The sequence below is a fragment of the Streptomyces mashuensis genome (assembly GCF_014654785.1).
Taxonomy (GTDB): Bacteria; Actinomycetota; Actinomycetes; order Streptomycetales; family Streptomycetaceae; genus Streptomyces; species Streptomyces mashuensis.
The window spans coordinates 95,366-111,809 of record NZ_BNBD01000016.1; the positions used below are offsets into that span (position 1 = coordinate 95,366).

15 protein-coding genes are annotated in these 16,444 nt (G+C 73.3%); 9 read left to right on the forward strand and 6 right to left on the reverse strand.

Annotated elements, in window-relative coordinates:
- Nucleotides 1-187: 187 nt before the first annotated feature.
- Complete coding sequence (locus tag IE305_RS27965) at nucleotides 188-2,575, forward strand: collagenase (protein WP_190132569.1); 2,388 nt, start codon at nucleotides 188-190, stop codon at nucleotides 2,573-2,575.
- A gap of 64 nt (nucleotides 2,576-2,639) precedes the next feature.
- Here IE305_RS27965 and IE305_RS27970 read toward each other — a convergent pair whose 3' ends face one another.
- Entirely contained in the window at nucleotides 2,640-3,803 is a 1,164-nt protein-coding gene (locus IE305_RS27970; RefSeq protein ID WP_229891616.1) for an amidase domain-containing protein, read from the reverse strand.
- Nucleotides 3,804-3,931: 128 nt separating this feature from the next.
- On the reverse strand, nucleotides 3,932-6,799 hold the full coding sequence (locus IE305_RS27975) for a M4 family metallopeptidase (RefSeq protein WP_373311766.1): 2,868 nt from the start codon (nucleotides 6,797-6,799) through the stop codon (nucleotides 3,932-3,934).
- 195 nt (nucleotides 6,800-6,994) lie between these two features.
- Here IE305_RS27975 and IE305_RS27980 point away from each other — a divergent pair, with 195 nt between their 5' ends.
- Entirely contained in the window at nucleotides 6,995-7,864 is an 870-nt protein-coding gene (locus tag IE305_RS27980; protein ID WP_190132571.1) for a DMT family transporter, read from the forward strand.
- A gap of 28 nt (nucleotides 7,865-7,892) precedes the next feature.
- Here the strand turns inward: IE305_RS27980 and IE305_RS27985 are convergent, their stop codons facing one another.
- Both IE305_RS27985 and IE305_RS27990 read right to left on the reverse strand, forming a co-directional pair.
- Nucleotides 7,893-8,729 (reverse strand): maleylpyruvate isomerase family mycothiol-dependent enzyme, encoded by an 837-nt coding sequence (locus IE305_RS27985; RefSeq protein WP_190132572.1) that lies wholly within the window; start codon nucleotides 8,727-8,729, stop codon nucleotides 7,893-7,895.
- Nucleotides 8,730-8,809: 80 nt separating this feature from the next.
- Nucleotides 8,810-9,190 carry a peptidase inhibitor family I36 protein gene (locus IE305_RS27990; protein WP_190132573.1) on the reverse strand — a complete coding sequence of 127 codons (381 nt, stop codon included), beginning with the start codon at nucleotides 9,188-9,190 and terminating at the stop codon, nucleotides 8,810-8,812.
- Nucleotides 9,191-9,714: 524 nt separating this feature from the next.
- Here IE305_RS27990 and IE305_RS27995 point away from each other — a divergent pair.
- The 3 genes from IE305_RS27995 (at nucleotide 9,715) to IE305_RS28005 (ending at nucleotide 12,033) form a co-directional block, all read left to right on the forward strand.
- Complete coding sequence (locus tag IE305_RS27995; RefSeq protein WP_190132574.1) at nucleotides 9,715-9,864, forward strand: hypothetical protein; 150 nt, start codon at nucleotides 9,715-9,717, stop codon at nucleotides 9,862-9,864.
- 151 nt (nucleotides 9,865-10,015) lie between these two features.
- Nucleotides 10,016-11,050: a helix-turn-helix domain-containing protein gene (locus tag IE305_RS28000; protein ID WP_190132575.1), complete on the forward strand. Its 1,035-nt coding sequence runs from the start codon at nucleotides 10,016-10,018 to the stop codon at nucleotides 11,048-11,050.
- Between the two features lie 158 nt (nucleotides 11,051-11,208).
- On the forward strand, nucleotides 11,209-12,033 hold the full coding sequence (locus IE305_RS28005) for an SAM-dependent methyltransferase (protein ID WP_190132576.1): 825 nt from the start codon (nucleotides 11,209-11,211) through the stop codon (nucleotides 12,031-12,033).
- 20 nt (nucleotides 12,034-12,053) lie between these two features.
- Here IE305_RS28005 and IE305_RS28010 read toward each other — a convergent pair whose 3' ends face one another.
- Both IE305_RS28010 and IE305_RS28015 read right to left on the reverse strand, forming a co-directional pair.
- A complete protein-coding gene (locus IE305_RS28010) occupies nucleotides 12,054-12,959 on the reverse strand; it encodes a helix-turn-helix domain-containing protein (protein WP_190132577.1) in 906 nt (301 codons plus the stop codon).
- 109 nt (nucleotides 12,960-13,068) lie between these two features.
- On the reverse strand, nucleotides 13,069-13,305 hold the full coding sequence (locus IE305_RS28015; RefSeq protein ID WP_190132578.1) for a DUF397 domain-containing protein: 237 nt from the start codon (nucleotides 13,303-13,305) through the stop codon (nucleotides 13,069-13,071).
- Nucleotides 13,306-13,507: 202 nt separating this feature from the next.
- On the opposite strand from IE305_RS28015, the gene IE305_RS28020 reads away from it, so the two are divergent.
- From IE305_RS28020 to IE305_RS28035, 4 genes are all read left to right on the forward strand, one after another.
- On the forward strand, nucleotides 13,508-14,002 hold the full coding sequence (locus IE305_RS28020) for an ATP-binding protein (protein WP_190132579.1): 495 nt from the start codon (nucleotides 13,508-13,510) through the stop codon (nucleotides 14,000-14,002).
- Nucleotides 14,003-14,163: 161 nt separating this feature from the next.
- Entirely contained in the window at nucleotides 14,164-15,045 is an 882-nt protein-coding gene (locus tag IE305_RS28025; RefSeq protein ID WP_190132580.1) for a hypothetical protein, read from the forward strand.
- The gene (locus IE305_RS28030) at nucleotides 15,038-15,271 is read left to right on the forward strand and encodes a hypothetical protein (protein ID WP_190132581.1); all 234 of its coding nucleotides are present in this window, start codon (nucleotides 15,038-15,040) and stop codon (nucleotides 15,269-15,271) included. Before IE305_RS28025 ends, IE305_RS28030 begins: the two co-directional genes overlap by 8 nt.
- A 173-nt stretch (nucleotides 15,272-15,444) precedes the next feature.
- Nucleotides 15,445-16,332 (forward strand): hypothetical protein, encoded by an 888-nt coding sequence (locus tag IE305_RS28035; RefSeq protein ID WP_190132582.1) that lies wholly within the window; start codon nucleotides 15,445-15,447, stop codon nucleotides 16,330-16,332.
- Nucleotides 16,333-16,444 lie beyond the last annotated feature (112 nt).

Here is a 16,444-nt window from a genome sequence, read left to right on the forward strand (position 1 = left end):
CGCAGTTAAGGGGTTGTCAGTAACATTTCACATTACTACCTTACGCATCACATGGTTCCGGCTCGGCGCCCCCACTCCTGCCGTCCCCCACGCGGCAGTTGACGCCCCGTCGGCCCCATGAACCCCCGGGGTGCGCACCGTTCGACGTGCGCACCCCCCTCACACCTCCCACATCTGGAGTTCATCGGTGTTCCACTCCACCACCGTGCGCAGATCCCTGCGCGCCTCCCTCCTCACCACCTCCATAGCCGTGACCCTGTGCGCCACCGCCGCCCAGCCCGGCTTCGCGGCCCCCTCCCCCGAGCGGCCCGCCGCCCCCGCCACCGCGCCCTCGGCCGTACGGGCCGACACGCCCACGGCCAACCCCTTCGACGAGGTCACCCGGCTCGCCAAGGCGCCGAAGCCGGCCGAGCAGTCCGCCAGCGCCCCCGGCGGCCTGACCGGCGGCAGCGTGCCCGGGCCGGCCAAGGCCAAGGACGGCAAGGCAGGCAAGGACGCCAAGGCCAAGGGCCTGGCCCAGGCCGCCCCGCGCGTCACCGTCGGCGGCACCACCGTGACCTGCACCGTCGACGGCATCTCCCGGCTCTCCCCCGAGCAGTTCGCCGACTTCCTCCAGGACCCGGCCGTCACCGCCGACGGCTGCCTGCGCGACGTCCTGTGGACCTGGGACTCACGGATGACCCGCGTCTTCTCCCGGGAGAACGTCCGGGCCGTCGCCCAGCGCGCCGAGCGCTACGGCTACTGGCACGACGGGAAAAACACCGCCCACCTGCTGGAGCTGTTCACCTACCTGCACGCCGCGGCCTACCACGACTTCTCGCACGACGAGATCGACCTGACCGACGCACAGACCGTGGAGGCCGTGCGCCGCGCCGTCTACTACTTCGGCCTCGGCTCGCACACCTTCGACGCGACGAACACCAACGGGCTCACCCTGCGCGAGGCGTTCTTCGCCGCCAGCACCCCCCAGCTGCGCCAGTACCAGCTGCCGCTGATGAAGCGCGTGCTCGGCATGATGGACGCCTCCCACCCCGACACCGCCAAGGACCCGGGCTGGGGCGGCGCCGCGTGGGGCGCGCTGTCCGTGGGCTACCTCGGCGTCTACAACCGGGACCCCGGATTCCTCGCGGCCGCGGCCGCCGACCCCGCGTACCGCGCCGCCCTGAAGGCGTTCGCGGGCTACGGCCACCTCAAGAGCACGGACAACGCCTGGGTGGCGCGCGACGCGGTCAACGAGTACGCCCGGCTCAGCCAGATCGACGCGCTGAAGAGCGAGATCACCTCCTCGCTCGGCGGCGTGCTCGACACCGTCGTCCGCACCTTCGGCCAGGGCAGCGAAGCGTGGGGCAAGGTCGTCGGCTGGCTGAACGACCTGGGGATGTGCAAGCAGTACGGCGTGTGCAAGGAGGACATCGAGCGCCGCCTCTTCCCCAGCACGTACACGTACGACAACGGCGGCATCAAGGTCCGCACCGCCCTGCCCCGGGAGACCGTCGACCGGCTCTACTACGCCAGCAAGCAGGTCAAGGCGCAGTACCACCGGGTGCTCGGCACCGACAAGCCGCTGGCGGGCGACCCCAACGCCACGCTCAACATCGTCCTGTACGCCTCGCGCCAGGACTACGAGATCTACCACCCGCTGCTGACGGGCATGGACACCAAGAACGGCGGCATCTACATCGAGAACGGCGCCACGTTCTACACGTACGAGCGGCGCGTCCCGCAGGACTCCACGCTGACGCTGGAGGAGCTGTTCCGCCACGAGTACACGCACTACCTCAACGGCCGCTGGGCCGTGCCGGGCGTCTTCGGCGAGGGCCCCTGGTACCAGGGCGACCGGACGACGGCGATGGACGAGGGCACGGCGGAGTTCTTCGCCGGCTCCACCCGCGACGACGGCATCCGGGTGCGCAAGTCGCTGGTGCAGGGCATCATCAACGACACCTCGCGCGGCGGGCCGCGGATGAGCGTCGACCAGCTGCTGCACGCCGAGTACGAGCGCGACGGCTTCCGCTTCTACAACTACGCCGGCACGTTCTTCGAGTTCCTGTGGAGCGAGCGCCCCGCGCAGCTCCGGGAGATGTACGGCTACCTGCGGGCGAACGACGTGGCGGGCTTCGACGCCTGGCGCAGCCGGATGGGCCGTGACACCTCGGTGCAGCGGGCCTACGACGCGTTCCTCGACCGGCAGATCGGCAAGGTCAAGGACCTGTACGTGCCGGCCACCGCGTTCACGCCGGTCAACCGGCTCCAGGACGCGTCGCCCTCGGCGGTGCGCTCGTCCTTCGCCGCCGCCACGGGCCAGGCGCCGGAGGACTGCAAGTCGACCGGTGGTGCGGACCGGCCCCGGTTCACCTGCACGGGCCGCGTCACGGCGAACCTGAGCGCCCCGGGCAACCCGGACCTGGTGTTCAAGGACATGTCCGAGACGGTCGACTACTTCATCCTCGACCGGGCGAAGGCCGGGGCCAACAACTTCGCCGACATGAACTGCTCCTTCGGCAAGGTCGACCTGTGGTCGGGCCGCGCCGCGGGCACGGCGGACTACGTCTGTGAGGGGCCGCTGCGCGGCTGACGGTCCACGGGGGGAGGGCGTGGGGCCCGGTCACCGCCGGGCCCCACGCCTCACCGGCCCGCCGTCAGGTGCGGTAGGCGTAGTACACCGCGTCCGGGTACGACGCGATGATGCTGGCCACCGACTTCCGGTAGGTGTTGGTGGAGTGGTACGTCAGGTACGGGACGCCGGCGCGGCTCCGGTACGTGGTGATCATCGAGTGGTCCTTCGAGCCGTCGCGGTCGAAGTCCATCTGCAGGATGTCGCCGACGTCCAGCTGGTAGACGTTGGCGAGGCTGGTGACGCGCTTGGAGGACAGCGCGTACCACGACCACTCGTTGGCGCCCACCCAGGAGTCGCTCTGGCCGGAGCTCTTGTACCACCAGCTCGTGTAGTCCGAGGTGGACCCGGGCTGGTCCTTCCAGCCGCCGGCCCGCAGGGCCTGGCTGATGAAGTTGGTGCAGTCGCCGCCCTCGTGGTTGAACTGCCGGTAGGACGGGTTGTAGTTCCACCAGTACTTCTCGGCGTACGCGGCCATGGCCCGGTAGTCGTAGCCACCGGTCTTCAGCGTGTTCACCGCCTTGGGCGCCGGGCGCGCCGGCCAGGTGGTGGCAGCCGGGACGGCCTTGGGGTGGCCGGAGGAGGGGGTGGTCGACGGCGTGGGCGCGGGCTGGTTGACGGGCCGGAGGCCGTCGTCCTTGGCGCGGATGCCGGACAGCTCCCACGTGCCGTTCTTCGACCGGACGAAGCTCAGCTCGTGGTGGGCCTGGAAGCCGGTGGTGTCCGGCTCGTCGCCGTGCACCTTCTTGTACTTCAGGGTGGTGGTCTCGGTGACCTCCACCGTGGCCCTGCCGTCCTTGACGGCCACCCGGTCGGTGCTGACCTTCGTGTCGGCCGCGGTGTACGCCTCGCCGAGGGAGGCGAGGCGCTTCTTGCGGCTCTGGAGCGAGGAGAGGCCGTTGTCCTCGGTCTTCTCCAGACCGGCGGACAGGCGGACCTTCTTCTCCTTCGGCACCGTCACGTGCCGGGCACCGCTGCCGTCGACGACGGCCGAGGTGCGCTCCTTCAGGACGGCTCCGGCGAGCCGGCCGAAGGCGTCGGCGGTGGCCTGGTCCACCTTGTTGGCCTTGCCGGAACTGTCGGACTTGCCGCTCTCCGTGGTGCCCATGGCCGCGGCCGGCAGGAGCACCGCCGTCGCGGCCACGACCACAGCCGCGCCGATGGCGGGTCTGAGTATCTTTTTTCTCACGAAGTTTCCCCTTGTCACCCGATCAGACGACCGGGAAACGGAATCTTCGCACACACTTTTCGCCCGCCGAATGGGTCTCCCGACCCTCGGTGCCCGCCCCGCCGGAGGGCGGGGCGGGCGGGTGCCGGTCAGGTGCAGCGGCCCGCCGGGCGGGCGCGGGTGACGAGGTCGGTGTAGCCGGTGGTGGCGTCCATCCACACGACCTGCCGGCCGCCCGCGGCGGCGGCCTGCGACTGCTCGCCACGGTTGCAGGAGACGCGGTCCCGGCGGCTGCCGTCGGTGGAGAACTGCCACAGTTTGGGAAGGATGTCGTTCCGGTACTGGCTGCCGGGCGCGGGCCAGGCCCAGTCCCGGTGGTACGCCGTGACGGTCACGGCGTCGTCGGAGGCGGTGAGGGCGCCGGCGAAGAGCGCGTCGGGGCCGGTCTCCTTGCTGATGTCGGTCATGCCGGTGCCGTCGAGGTTCGCCCGGCGCACCGCGCGCCGGGCCTGGTCGTCGCCCTCGCGCGCGATCCAGAAGACGTACCGGTCGGTGAGGGCGGTGGGCCCGAGGTACTGCGGCGTGCCGGCCTGCGGCAGCACGGTGGTCCGGCCGGTCGCGATGTCGAGGAGCTCGGTGCTGTACCGGTAGCCGGTGGGCCGGCTGTAGGTGCGCTGGATGTAGGAGAGCTTCCCGTTGCGCAGGGACTGGAAGGCGGTGCTGTCGCGGCGGCTGTGCCGGCCGACCCAGGTCGGCTCGGTCTCGCCCAGGCGCAGGTAGCCCACCTGAACGGGGACGCCGGGGCGGAAGGTGTGCGAGAAGGAGACGAGGGTGCCCTCGACCTGGAGGCCGTGCCAGCCGCGCCGTCCGGACAGCAGCTTCTTGACCGGGCCGCCCGCCAGCGGCCGGGCGAGCAGGTCGACGCTGCCGGGCCCGTACGCCTCCCAGACGACGGTCCTGCCGTCGGTGGCCGGGTTGACGTGGTAGCGGCCGTCATTGGGGCTGACGAGCTTCAGCGCCCCGGTGCCGTCGGTGCGCCCGGCCCACACGGAGTACGGCTCGCTGCCGCTGTCGTTGGACTTGGCGGTGACCCACCAGCCGCCACCGGCGCCGACGGAGCTGTCGGTGGTGTTGAGCCTGCCGAGCAGCAGGTCGCTGTCGACGCCCATGGCCAGTTCCCAGTCGGGGACGATGCCGTGGGCGTTGAAGGCGCGCTCGGCGGCGCGGAGGCCGGTGGCCGGCACGCCGAGGGCGCGGGCGGCGGCCAGGACGGCGTTACGGCCCTCGGTGAACCCGTCGAGCGGGGTGAGGTACTCGGTGAGCGCCTTGTAGACGACCTTGTCGGCGAGGGTGCGGCCGAGATCCTTGCGCAGGTCCCACAGGGCGCCGGAGAAGATCGTGGAGTTCAGGTGGACGCCGCCGTTGTCGGTGCCGAAGGCCACCCCGAGGAAGGACGCGGAGGTGGTCCTGCCGTCGTTGAGGTCGCGCAGCGCACAGGCGCGCGGCGTCTTCGTGCGGCACAGGGTCTCGCCCAGCAGGCCGGAGTCCGGGCTGTCCATGGCGATGCCGTAGGCGTCGGTCTTGATGGCGTTCCCGAAGTAGTCGGCGATCGCCTCGTTGAGGGCGCCGGACTGGCCCGCGTAGACGAGATTGGCCGAATTCTCCACGACGCCGTGGGTCATCTCGTGGCCGACGACGTCGAGGCCGGCGGAGAGCGGCCGGTACTCGGCGTCGCCGCTGCCGTAGACCATCTTGGTGCCGTCCCAGAAGGCGTTGACGTACGGCGTGCCGAACCAGGTGACGCCCACCAGCGAGTTCACCGTCGTGCCGCGGCCGTCGAGGCTGTCGCGACCGTGCACCGTGCGGTAGTAGTCGTGGACCTTGCCGGCCGCCCAGTGGGCGTCGACGGCGCCGGCCTCGGTGGCGTCCTTGCCGAAGCCGGGCGTGGGCGAGCCGAACTCCTTGATGCCGTCGGGCCAGCGCCCGGACACGTCGGAGACGTCCTTGCCGCGCGCGTCCCAGGTGGACAGCTGGTTGTCGTCGCCGGTGCCGCGGGTGCGCGTGCGGTCGCGCATCACGTAGCCGCCGCTGTCGTCCCGGACGAGCTGGAGCTCGACCGTCCTGCCGTCCTGCTTCACGCCGGAGCCGGTCACCCGCTGTTCCTCGCCGGCTGCCGCCGCGGCGGCAGCCGTGGCCCCGCCCCGCCGGGCGGCGGTGGCCGGCGCCGCACCGGCGGGCGTGAAGGTCTTGATGCCGCTGTACTGGAGCACCGGGTAGCCGGACCGGGCGTCGACGTACACCTCCTGCAGCACGGGTTCGCCGGTGGCCGGGTGCGTGCCCCGTACGGTGACGTGCCGGGTGAGGACGCCCTCCCCCATGGGCAGGACGACCAGGCCGCGGGCGGTGCCGGTGAGCGGTGGCACGTCCTCGGCGTCGTCGCGCGGCCCGGTCGTGCCGGCCCGCTCCAGCCGCCGCTCGGCCGCCTCGACGGCGCGCTCGACGGCCAGGGCCTCGTCGGCCCCGGGCGTGACGGCGGTCTTCAGGCCCGTGAAGTACCGGCCGGAGGTGCCGGTGACGGTCCGCTTGCCGCCCTTGCGCTCCATGCGCACCACGTACTGGCCGCCCAGCACCTCCACGCCCCGGTGGCGCTGCTGGAGCCGTACGGTCTCGGTGCCGCCGGCCGCGACGGTCTGCCGGGGGCTCAGGTCCCGGGCGGGATCGGCGATGTGGTAGCGGTCGCGCCGGGCCGCGAGGTGGGCGAGCGCGGCGTCCGCCGCGCTGCCGCCGCCCCCGGCCTCCTCGTGGAGGCCGTCGACCAGCGCGGGCGTGGCGGTGTGCCGGCCGGGCAGCACCTGCTGCGGGCCGGAGCCGGGCGCCGGCGGGCCGGCCGCACCGGCGGGCGCGGCGGCCGGAACGACAAGTGCGGCGGCGCTGATCAGCGCCGCCGCACCACCGGTGGTCCCCCATGCTCTGCGTCTTGCCGTACGTCTTGCCGTGCGTGCTCGGGGCTCGCGCAAGACTTCCCCTCCCTCGTCCACGACGAACGGCCCACGGTCGTGGGCAGGGCCATGCAAGCCGTGATCCCGCCACCGGACAACAGGGGCCCGCCCTCCCCCGCGGGCCCCTCGGTGCTTTTCGGCCGGGCGGAACCGGAACCCCCGCCCCCGTCGCGGCGCCCCGCCCCGGCACCGGGCCGGGCGTACCATCCCTGCGTGTCCGCCGTCCTCTCCGCCCTGTTCGCCTTCCTGACCGCCGTGGCCAACGCCACCGGCACGGTCCTGCAACGGGTGGCCGCCCGGACCGTGCCGCCCGGCGACGCCTTCAGCCCACGGCTGCTCCGGCACCTGATGCGCAGCCCGGCATGGCTCGGCGGGATCGCCGTCATCGTCGGCGCGGCGGCCTGCCAGGCGCTGGCCCTGCACCTCGGGTCGCTCTCGCTGGTACAGCCGGTGCTGGTCCTGGAGTTGCCGGTGGCCCTGCTGGTGGCCTGCGCGGTGTTCCGGCGGCGGCTGCCGGCCCGGGGCTGGGCCGCCTCCGTCATGATCGCGGCGGGGCTCGGGGTGGCACTGGCGGCCGCGTCGCCCTCCGGCGGGCGCTCGACCGCCTCCGCCGGCCTGTGGACAGTGACCCTGGTCAGCACTCTGGGCGCCGTCACCCTCTGCGTGACCGCCGCTCTCCCCCGGCCCCGGGGCGCGGCCCGCGCGGCCCTGTTCGCCTTCGGGTCCGCGATCGGCTACGCCCTGACCGCCACGCTGATGAAGGCCGCGACCGGCGTCCTCGGCCAGGACGGCGTGGGCGCGTTCGTACGGTGCTGGCAGACGTACGGGTTCGTCGCCGCCGGCGCGGTGTCGCTGTTCCTGCTGGCCAATGCGATGGAGTCCGGCCCGCTGGTGGCCTCGCAGCCGGCCCTGACCCTCGGCGAGGCGCTCATCAGCCTCGCCCTGGGCATGCTGGTGTACGGCGAACGGGCCCGCACCGGCTGGTGGTTGCTCCCCGAGGCCCTCGGCGCCCTGGTGGTCACCTGGGGCGTGCTGCTGCTCCCCAAGGTGCAGGCGGAGACGGCGACGGCACCGGCGCCCTGACGCCGCCCATCCCCTTCTTCACGGCCCGTCACACCGGGGGTACGAGCACGGGGTAGCGGGCGAGCAGCGCGGTCTCGCCGCGGGCGGTGCCGGCGCGGTCGGCCGGGAGCCGGTTCCAGAGGAAGAGCAGGAGGTCCGAGGCGGTGCCGGCGAGTTCCACGGCGCAGTCGGCGGCCGGTACGTCCCGCACCACGTCCGCGCCGTCGAACCGCACCGTCCAGTCGCCGCCGTCGCCGTCGGTCCGCCGGAAGCGGTAGCTCTCGCCGGAGCCGGGTGGCGCCTCGCGCCAGGCGCGGCGGGCGGGGACCATGACGTCGAGGTGGTGGGCGACGCCGTCCGCGGCGAGCGCGGGGTCGAAGGGCGCGGGGGTGCCGGTGGCGCCCTCGGCGTCCCAGCGGTGCAGGGCGGCCTCGACCGTCTGGACGCGCCGCCAGAACCCGACGGTCTGCTCCTGTCCCCAGGTCCACACGTGGACGTCCGGGGCGGTGCGGAGCGCGTCCTCCAGGGCGGCGGCGCCCTCCGCGTACCAGTCGACGAGGCTGGGCGGGAGGGGGCCGAGGTGCGGGGTGTCCTCGGGCGGGTCCGGCCAGCCGGTGCGGTCGGCGGGGAGGTGGAGGAAGGACAGGTCGAGGCCGGGGGACGGGGTGCGGTTGATGAGGTTGGCGAGGGTGTCGGGGGGCTCGGTGAGGCGTTCCCGGACGATGTGGGTGACGAGTCTCTGCACGGCACCCAGGTGCGCCACCAGGTCGGTGACGGACCAGCCGGGGCAGCCGGGCACGAGCGGGGCGCCGCCGGCCGTGGCCGCGCGGCGGGCGGCGGCCTCGAAGGCCCGGGTCTCACGGTGCAGGTGCGGGAGGTGGTCCATGGACGGAACCTTCCCGCCGGCCGGCCCCGGCATGTGCGGGCCGGGGCGGCCCGCCCGGGGCCGCCCCGGTGGGGCCGGTGTCAGCAGGTGCCGCCGTTGACGCCGTCGATGCGGCCGCCGAAGTCGCTGCCGTAGGCGCGCCGCCAGTCGCCGTTGCGCACCTGGCGCGTCTCCTTGGGGGACCAGTTGATGAAGCAGGCGTCGGTGCTCGCGACGAACGAGCCCACGTTGTCGTGGAGGGCGGGCGGCATGTCGCGGTAGCCGCTGTTCGCGGCCCATTCCCAGCTGGTGCCGTGGTAGTCGGTGCCGCTCCAGAAGCACACCGAGCCGTTGGGGCAGCCCGGGTGGTCCTGGGCCGGTGCCGCCGCGGCCTGCGAGGCGGGCACGAGCAGGGCGGTGAGGGACAGCGCGGCGACGAGCGGGCGGACGTGCCGACGGAGTACGCGGCGGATGGGGCCCATGGTGGTCTTCCTTTCCTCGGTGCCGGGCCGGGGCGTGGCCGGAAATCCTTGGCCGGAAATCTCCGCCCCGCCTCGGCGGACGGCGACATCCTGGCCGGGCCGGGCGCGTTCCCGCGAGGGATTCGACCGTCCTCGAAGGGCGGTCCCGGAGTGAACGGACGGCATTCCCCGCGTGATCGGCGGACGCCCGTTCTCTTTCATTTCCGACTGCGTTCCGGCGGCACGAAGAACCGGTGCGAAGGCCCCGTAGCGTATTTGCTGTCCGCTCCGGCTGATGTTCTTCATTAATTGCCGCAACGTTGGCGCGACGCCTGACGCAGGCGCTACGTTCGCCTTGACGCAGAGGACCCCGGACGGGCGACGCCCCCGTCCGGGGTCCGTGTTCATACCGGTACCAGCCGCTGGCGGAAGGATTTTCGATGCGCGGCCTTTCCCGACCGTCCCGGACGCGAGAGCTCCGGGACGCCCCCGACGCTAACAGCAGCCCGCTGCACGTGCACCGTGCAATTTCCTGGAGTGTCACCGTGGAGGTGAGTGCGTTCCTCGCCGTCTTAGTGCTGCCCGTCCTCCTGGTGTCCGGCCTCCGTCCCGTGGCCGCCCCGGTGGCCGCGGCGGCGGTCCTCGCCGGGGCGTGCCGCCTGACGTGGCACGCCCGGGGCGTGCGCCTCGGCTGAGCCGTCCCGGGGGCGGGGCGCCGGCCGGCGCCCCGCCCCCTCGGCAGCCCGTCTCCGTGCCGTGGCCCCGCCCCCGGCGGACAGGCGCCGGCGGGCAAGAAGCCGCCCCACGGAGAGAGAAACCACGAGACGCGCACCGCAGGAGGAACGCGTGGCCGACCCGTCCCTGAGCACCTGTCCCGTCTGTGCCAGGCGGTTCCCCCAGACGCCCGGCCCGGGCCGCCGGAAGGTCTACTGCTGCCCGGCCTGCCGGCGCCGGGCCCAGCGGGTCCGCGACGGCCGGGCCGAACCGCCCGCCGCGCACAGCTCGCGCCCGCTCGCGCTGCGGCTGGCGGAGGACCTCCAGCGGTGCGCCGCCCGGCTGCTGGAGGCCGAGCACGCGGGCCGCGACCTGGCGGTCCTGCTGCGGGCGGCCGACGAGCTGATGGGCGAGGTGGAGTGCTACAAGGCGGCGGCCGTGCACGACGCCCGGCTGCGCGGCGCCGGCTGGCGCGACGTGAGCCGCGCCGCCTGCGTCAGCGAGGTGACGGCCCGTCAGCGCTGGGGCGAGGCGGCGATACGGCGGCGGCTCCAGCGCCGGGACGCCGAACGGGCCGCGCAGGCGGCCGGCGAGGACATACCGGCCGCGTGGGAGGCCGCGGCCGGACGGGAGGAGCTGACCGGCGACCCCGCGGCGCGCCGGCTCGCCGCGGTGCTCTCCGAGCTCCGCCGGCGCAGCGGCCTCACCCTCCGCGACGTGGCCACCGGCAACGACCTGTCCCCCTCCTACGTCTCCCGCATCCTGGCCGGCGAGCGGCTGCCCACGTGGCCGGTGGTGCGGACGCTGGCCACCGCGCTGGGCGGCGACCCGGCCGAGCTGCGGGTGCTGTGGGAGGCCGGGCACGGCCTGGCCCCGGCGCCCCGGGACTCCATCGACGCGGCGGCCGGCCGGCTGCGGGCGGCGCTGCGCGGGCTGTACCTGGCCGCGGGCAGCCCCCCGTACGCCGAGCTGTGCCGGGCCGCCGGCGACCGGCTGACCGGTGACGCGGTGCACGACCTGCTGCACGGCGCGACCGTGCCCGAGTGGGAGTCGACCAGCCTGCTCGTCTCCGCGCTGGGCGGCCTGCCCGCCGAGATCCGGCCGCTGTGGGAAGCGTTCCACTACGGCTTCCTCGCCACCATCGACGGGCCGCCGGCGGGCGGCTGACCCGCGCGGCGCCGCACCGGGCGCGGGGCCGGGTGACGTGATCGGCACCCTCCCGCACCGTTCACCCGGCCGTGGTCTCGTGATCCGTCTTTTCTCTCCCTACGATGGCAACTCCGGCGCTCGGCGGGCGATTTCGCCGGCTTGCGCGAGGGGGAGGCATGGACGGGCAGGACACGGGCTTACCCGGCGGGGTCGACGTCACCGTGGCCAGCGTGGCGCGGATGCACGACTACTACCTGGGCGGCAAGGACAACTACCCCGCGGACCGGGAGGCGTGCGCGCACCTGCTGACGAGGGCGCCGAGCACGGCCGTCCTCGCCCGCAACAACCGGCGGTTCCTGCGCCGGGTGGTCCGGCTGCTGGCGGAGGAGCAGGGGATCCGCCAGTTCCTCGACCACGGCTCGGGACTGCCGGCGCAGGACAACGTCCACCAGGTGGCCCGGCGGGTCCACCCGGACGCGCGCGTGGTGTACGTCGACCACGACCCCATGGTGGCGGCGTACGGGCGGGTACTGCTGGAGGAGGACGACCGCACCGCGGTCGTCCGGGCCGACCTGCGGGACACCGCCGCCGTCCTCGGCCACCCCCGGGTGGCCGGGCTCCTCGACCTCCGCGAGCCGGTCGCGGCGCTCTTCGTGTCCGTACTGCACTGCGTCCCCGACGAGGACGACCCGTGGGCGGTCGTACGGCGGGTCGCCGGGCGGCTGGCGCCGGGCAGCTGCCTGGTGGTGTGCCAGCTGGTCAGCGACGACCCGGCGACCCGCGACTCCGTCACCGGCTTCATGCGCGAGGCCACGCGCGGCGGCTGGGGCCGGGTCCGGGCGCGGCACGACGTCGACCGGTACTTCGACGGGCTGGAGGTCCTGCCGCCGGGTGTGGTGGAGGTGGCGCAGTGGCGGCCGGACTCGGAGGTCCATCCCCGGCAGCCGGGCCGGGAGCTGCTGGAGTACGGGGGCGTCGGGCGCGTGCCGGACGACCGGTGAGGCGGCCGGGCGCCGGCGGTTCAGCGGTGGCGGTCGAGGGCGTCGCGGATGGCCTTCCGGCTGCGCGCCGGGGGCAGGGCCAGGGTGCCGAGCCTGTCCAGGACCGACCGGTACGTCTCGACGTCGCTGTCCTTGTCGAGGTACACGGCGTCGGTCATGTGCTCCAGGTAGACGATGTCCGGCAGGGCCGGCGAGTCGAACCGCAGCAGGGTCACCGGCACCCCGAGCGCGATCTGCGCCACGGCCTCGAACGGCGCCACCTGGATGTGCACGCCCGGCCGGTCGGTGGCCGCCAGGAGATGCTCCAGCTGTTCGCGCATCACGTCCTTGCCACCCACCGGGCGCATCAGCACGGCCTCGTCGATCACCGCCCAGAGGACCGGCGGGCGCACGCCCCGGAACATCTCCTGCCGGGCCAGGCGCAGTTCCACCCGGTGTCGGACGCCCTCGCCCGGCAGGAGTCCGTCACCGCTGCGGACGACGGCGTCGGCGTAGGCCCGGGTCTGCAACAGGCCGGGCACGAACTGCACTTCATAGGTGCGGATCAGCCGGGCGTCGCGCTCCAGGCCCACCAGGGTCTGGAGCCACTGGGGCAGGGCGGTGCTGTTGTACCGCTGCCACCAGCCGGGCTCGTTGACCAGGCGCACCATGAGCAGCGCCTCGGCGCACTCCGTTTCCGGGGCGCCGTAGAGGCGGAGCAGGTCGGCGACGTCCCGTTCCTTGAGGGGGCTGCTCGCCGTCTCCATCCGGCTGATCTTGGAGACGCTGCCGCGGATGTGACGGGCCGCCTCGGCGGGCGTGACACCCGCCTCCTCGCGCCGCAGACGCAGCCACCGGGCGAGCAGCACGGCCCGCACGGTCGTTCCCCAGCGGGGGTCCCGCAGGCAGCGCTGCACCGACTCCGATGAATGCGGCTGGGCATGCATGCGAACTCCTACACGACGGTACGCGGAGGTCACAGTATGTCCCGCGAGGATCCGCACGCATGCCCAACGGAGGTGCCTTTCGGACGACTTCAGACGATGCCGGCCGGCGTCATCCGACGAGGAAGTCGAAGTCACCGTCCTTGGCGCCGCCGATGAACGCCTCGATCTCGGCCCGCGTATATACCAGAGCCGGCCCCTGCGGGTGCCGGGAATTACGGATCGCCACCCCTCCGCCGGGCAGTTCGGCCACCTCGACGCAGTTGCCCGCGGCGTTGCTCCGCCGGCTCTTGGTCCACACCGCTCCCGGAATCGAATGGGCCGGCATCCCGTTGACGACCTGCTGCATTCGCCGCCACCTCTCTTTTGTTGTTCGATATTCACCGTTGTTCGCACATGAGAACGACACCCCAGGGGCGCACACACGTTCCCATAATGTGCCGCCCGCGCAATTCCATCTGCAATTGCATCGGCGGCGGCGATGAGCATACTGGTCGGACGGGCGGGGCCCGCCGCCTTTCAACCCACGTCCCTCGGGGGGATGAATCCTGGTGACCACCACCCTGAAATCGCTTCTCCATTCGAGCCATCACGACTGGGGGGTGGCCCTGGGCCTGAGCACCTCGCACTTCGCCGCGGTACGGTTCGGCGCCGACCCGCAGAGCCCGGCCCGCACCCGCCGCTTCCTGCACCGCACGTTGCGCGAGTGGGAACTGGACCGCTACGTCGAGGTGGCCACCGCGGTCTCGGCCGAGCTCGTCGCCAACGCCATCCAGCACGCGTTACGCGACGGCGGACCGCCCGGGGAGGCCTGCCCGCCCAGAGCCTGGCTGGCCCTCATCGGCAAGGAGCACGGCCTCGTCTGCGCCGTGGCCGACCCCAGCCCCGTACCCCCGGTGTGCGCCGCGCCACGGGACCTGGCCGAGAGCGGCCGCGGCCTGCACATCGTGGCCGCGCTCAGCGAGACGTGGGGCTTCTCCCCTCCGTCGCGGCAGGCGGGCAAGACGGTCTGGGCCCGGCTGGCGGCCCACCTCGTACCGCTGTGACGACGGCCCGTGCCCGCGCCGGGCACGAATGGGCTCCCTGCTCCATCCGGTCGGTTGTCCCCGGTGGCCGGTCACATGGGGTGACGGGACGGGAACCTCGCACCTGCCCGTCCTCGTACCCGGCTCGTGCGCCGGCCCCACCCCCCGGAGGAAGCCACGTCATGCTCGTCACCCAGCTCGCCCTGGTCTCGGAGACCGACCGGATCACACCGTCCCAGCTCACCCGGGTCGCCGCCGCCCTGCAGAAGCAGGCGACCCGCGATTTCTTCCCCGTGTGGCAGATCCAGGCCACCGTGGACGCCTTCGAGAAGGTCGAGGACGTCCCCGTCGGCTACTGGCCAATGATCATCAAGGACGACATCGGGGAGCCCGGCGCGGCGGGCGTGCACATGGACAAGGACGGCCAGCCGTTCTCCCTCATCCAGTACAGCGAGTCCTGGTCGCTGACGGCCAGTCACGAAATGCTGGAGATGCTGGGCGACCCGTGGGGAAACCGCCTGGTGTCCGGCCAGTCCCCCAAGCCCGACCAGGGCGTGGTGCAATTCCTGGTCGAGGTGGCCGATCCGCCGGAGGATGCCAAGTACGGCTACACGGTGAACGGGATGCTGGTCTCCGACTTCATCACCCCGCACTTCTACGATCCGGTCACCGCGCCCGGCGTGCGGTACAGCTTCGGCGGCAACCTGCCGGGGCCGCGGCAGATCCTGCCCGGCGGCTACCTCAGCTGGCTGGACCCCAAGAGCAGGCACTGGTGGCAGCAGGTGTGGTTCGGCACGGACCAGCCGCGCTTCCGCGACCTGGGGGTGCTGACGGAGCGCACCGGCAGCCTCCGTTCGGCGATCGACTCCCGGACGAAGACAGTGGCCCGTATCGCGTCGTCGGGGCCGGAGTCGGAGCGGTTCTCCGCCGCCCGGACCGTGAACGCCCAGCTGAAGGAGTCCGCCGGCTCGCGCGCCGGAGTCCTCCAGCAGCACATCCAGCAGGTGCAGACGGGTGCGGTGGGGGAGGCCACGTGGGAGGGCGGGGCGGAGGGCGATGACTGACCCCGACGAGGACCGCGAGGCACGCGAGGCCCGCGCCGACCGGCTGCACCGGCTCATCGACCAGCTGGGCGTGGGTGGTACGCCGCCCTCTCCCCCGCCCGGCGGCGGTCCCCCCGGACCGGGCGGCCCCGACCTGCGGGCCGCGATCCACCGCCGGATGCGCGAACTGGACGCGCAGGAGAAGGAACGGCAGAAGAAAGAGGGCGAGGAGGGCGGCGGCGCCTAGCCACGGGCGGCGCACGGGGACCGAGGAGGGCGCGTGGAAGCACTCGTCGGGCGGGTCCTTGCGGAGGGGTTCCCGCCTCCGGGACGGTAACGGGATTCACCCGCCCGCGCCGTCCCGCGGTGCGACACGTTCTCCGCCGGCCCGTTCGCCGCGGAGGGGAGTCCGAGGCAGCCATGAGCCACGACCAGCCGGGGTCCGGCGACGTATCTCCGCAGCCGCCCCAGCACCAGCCGCCGTACCAGCAGGGCCCGGGGTACCCCACGCAGCCCGGACTGCCGCCCCCGTACGGCGGGCCGCCGGGGCCGCCGTACGGGGGCCCGCGGCGGGGGCGCGCCGTGGGGATCACGGTGGGGGTCGTCCTGCTGGCGGGCGTGCTGGTGGCCGGGGGGCTGTTGCTGCTGCGGGACAAGGAGGACCCCAAGCCCGGCGTCATACCCGGTCCGACGGCGCACTCCCCCTCGTCCGGCGGTCCGGCCCCGTCGCTGCCGCCGGAGCGGCGCTTCCGCCTCACCACGCCGGAGACCCTGGTGCAGGGCCGGTTCGTGGCCGATCCCGGGCAGACGGACGGCGGCTACTTCGGCGACGAGGACCAGTCGCGGCTGGCGGGGCTGGGTGTCGCGGACGCCACGAAGACGGCGCGGGCGTACGAGTCGGCCCCCGCCGTCACGCCCCTCGCGGTGCTGCGGTTCAGCGGCATGTGGGGAAAGGTCCAGGACCCGGCCAACACGGTGGAGAACGTGCTGCGGTTCGTGGCGTCCTCCAACAGCAATGCCTCGGCGAGCCCGAAGCCCGGGTTCGAGGGGTCGGCGGAGAAGGAGACCCCGGCGGGTGTGGACGCCGACACGGTGGTGAAGTGCCAGAAGTGGAACACCCGCAAGAAGTCGAAGGACGAGAGCGACGAGGTCCGGATCCCGGTGTGCGTGTGGGCGGACCACAGCACCGTGGGCGTGGTGCAGTACCTCGACGGCAACGTGGCGGCGTACGGCTACCAGCCCTCCCTGCCCCAGACGGCGGACGTGCTGGCGCAGGTCTACCACGACACCCGCACGCCGGCCGGATGAGCCGGCGCGGACGGTGGTCCCCACCCCCGTGGAGGACCACCGTCCACGCACCTTTCCCGCAGGTCCGCGGTGCGGCCGGTCGGTGAAGGCGGCCGGACCTCCATCCTGGACG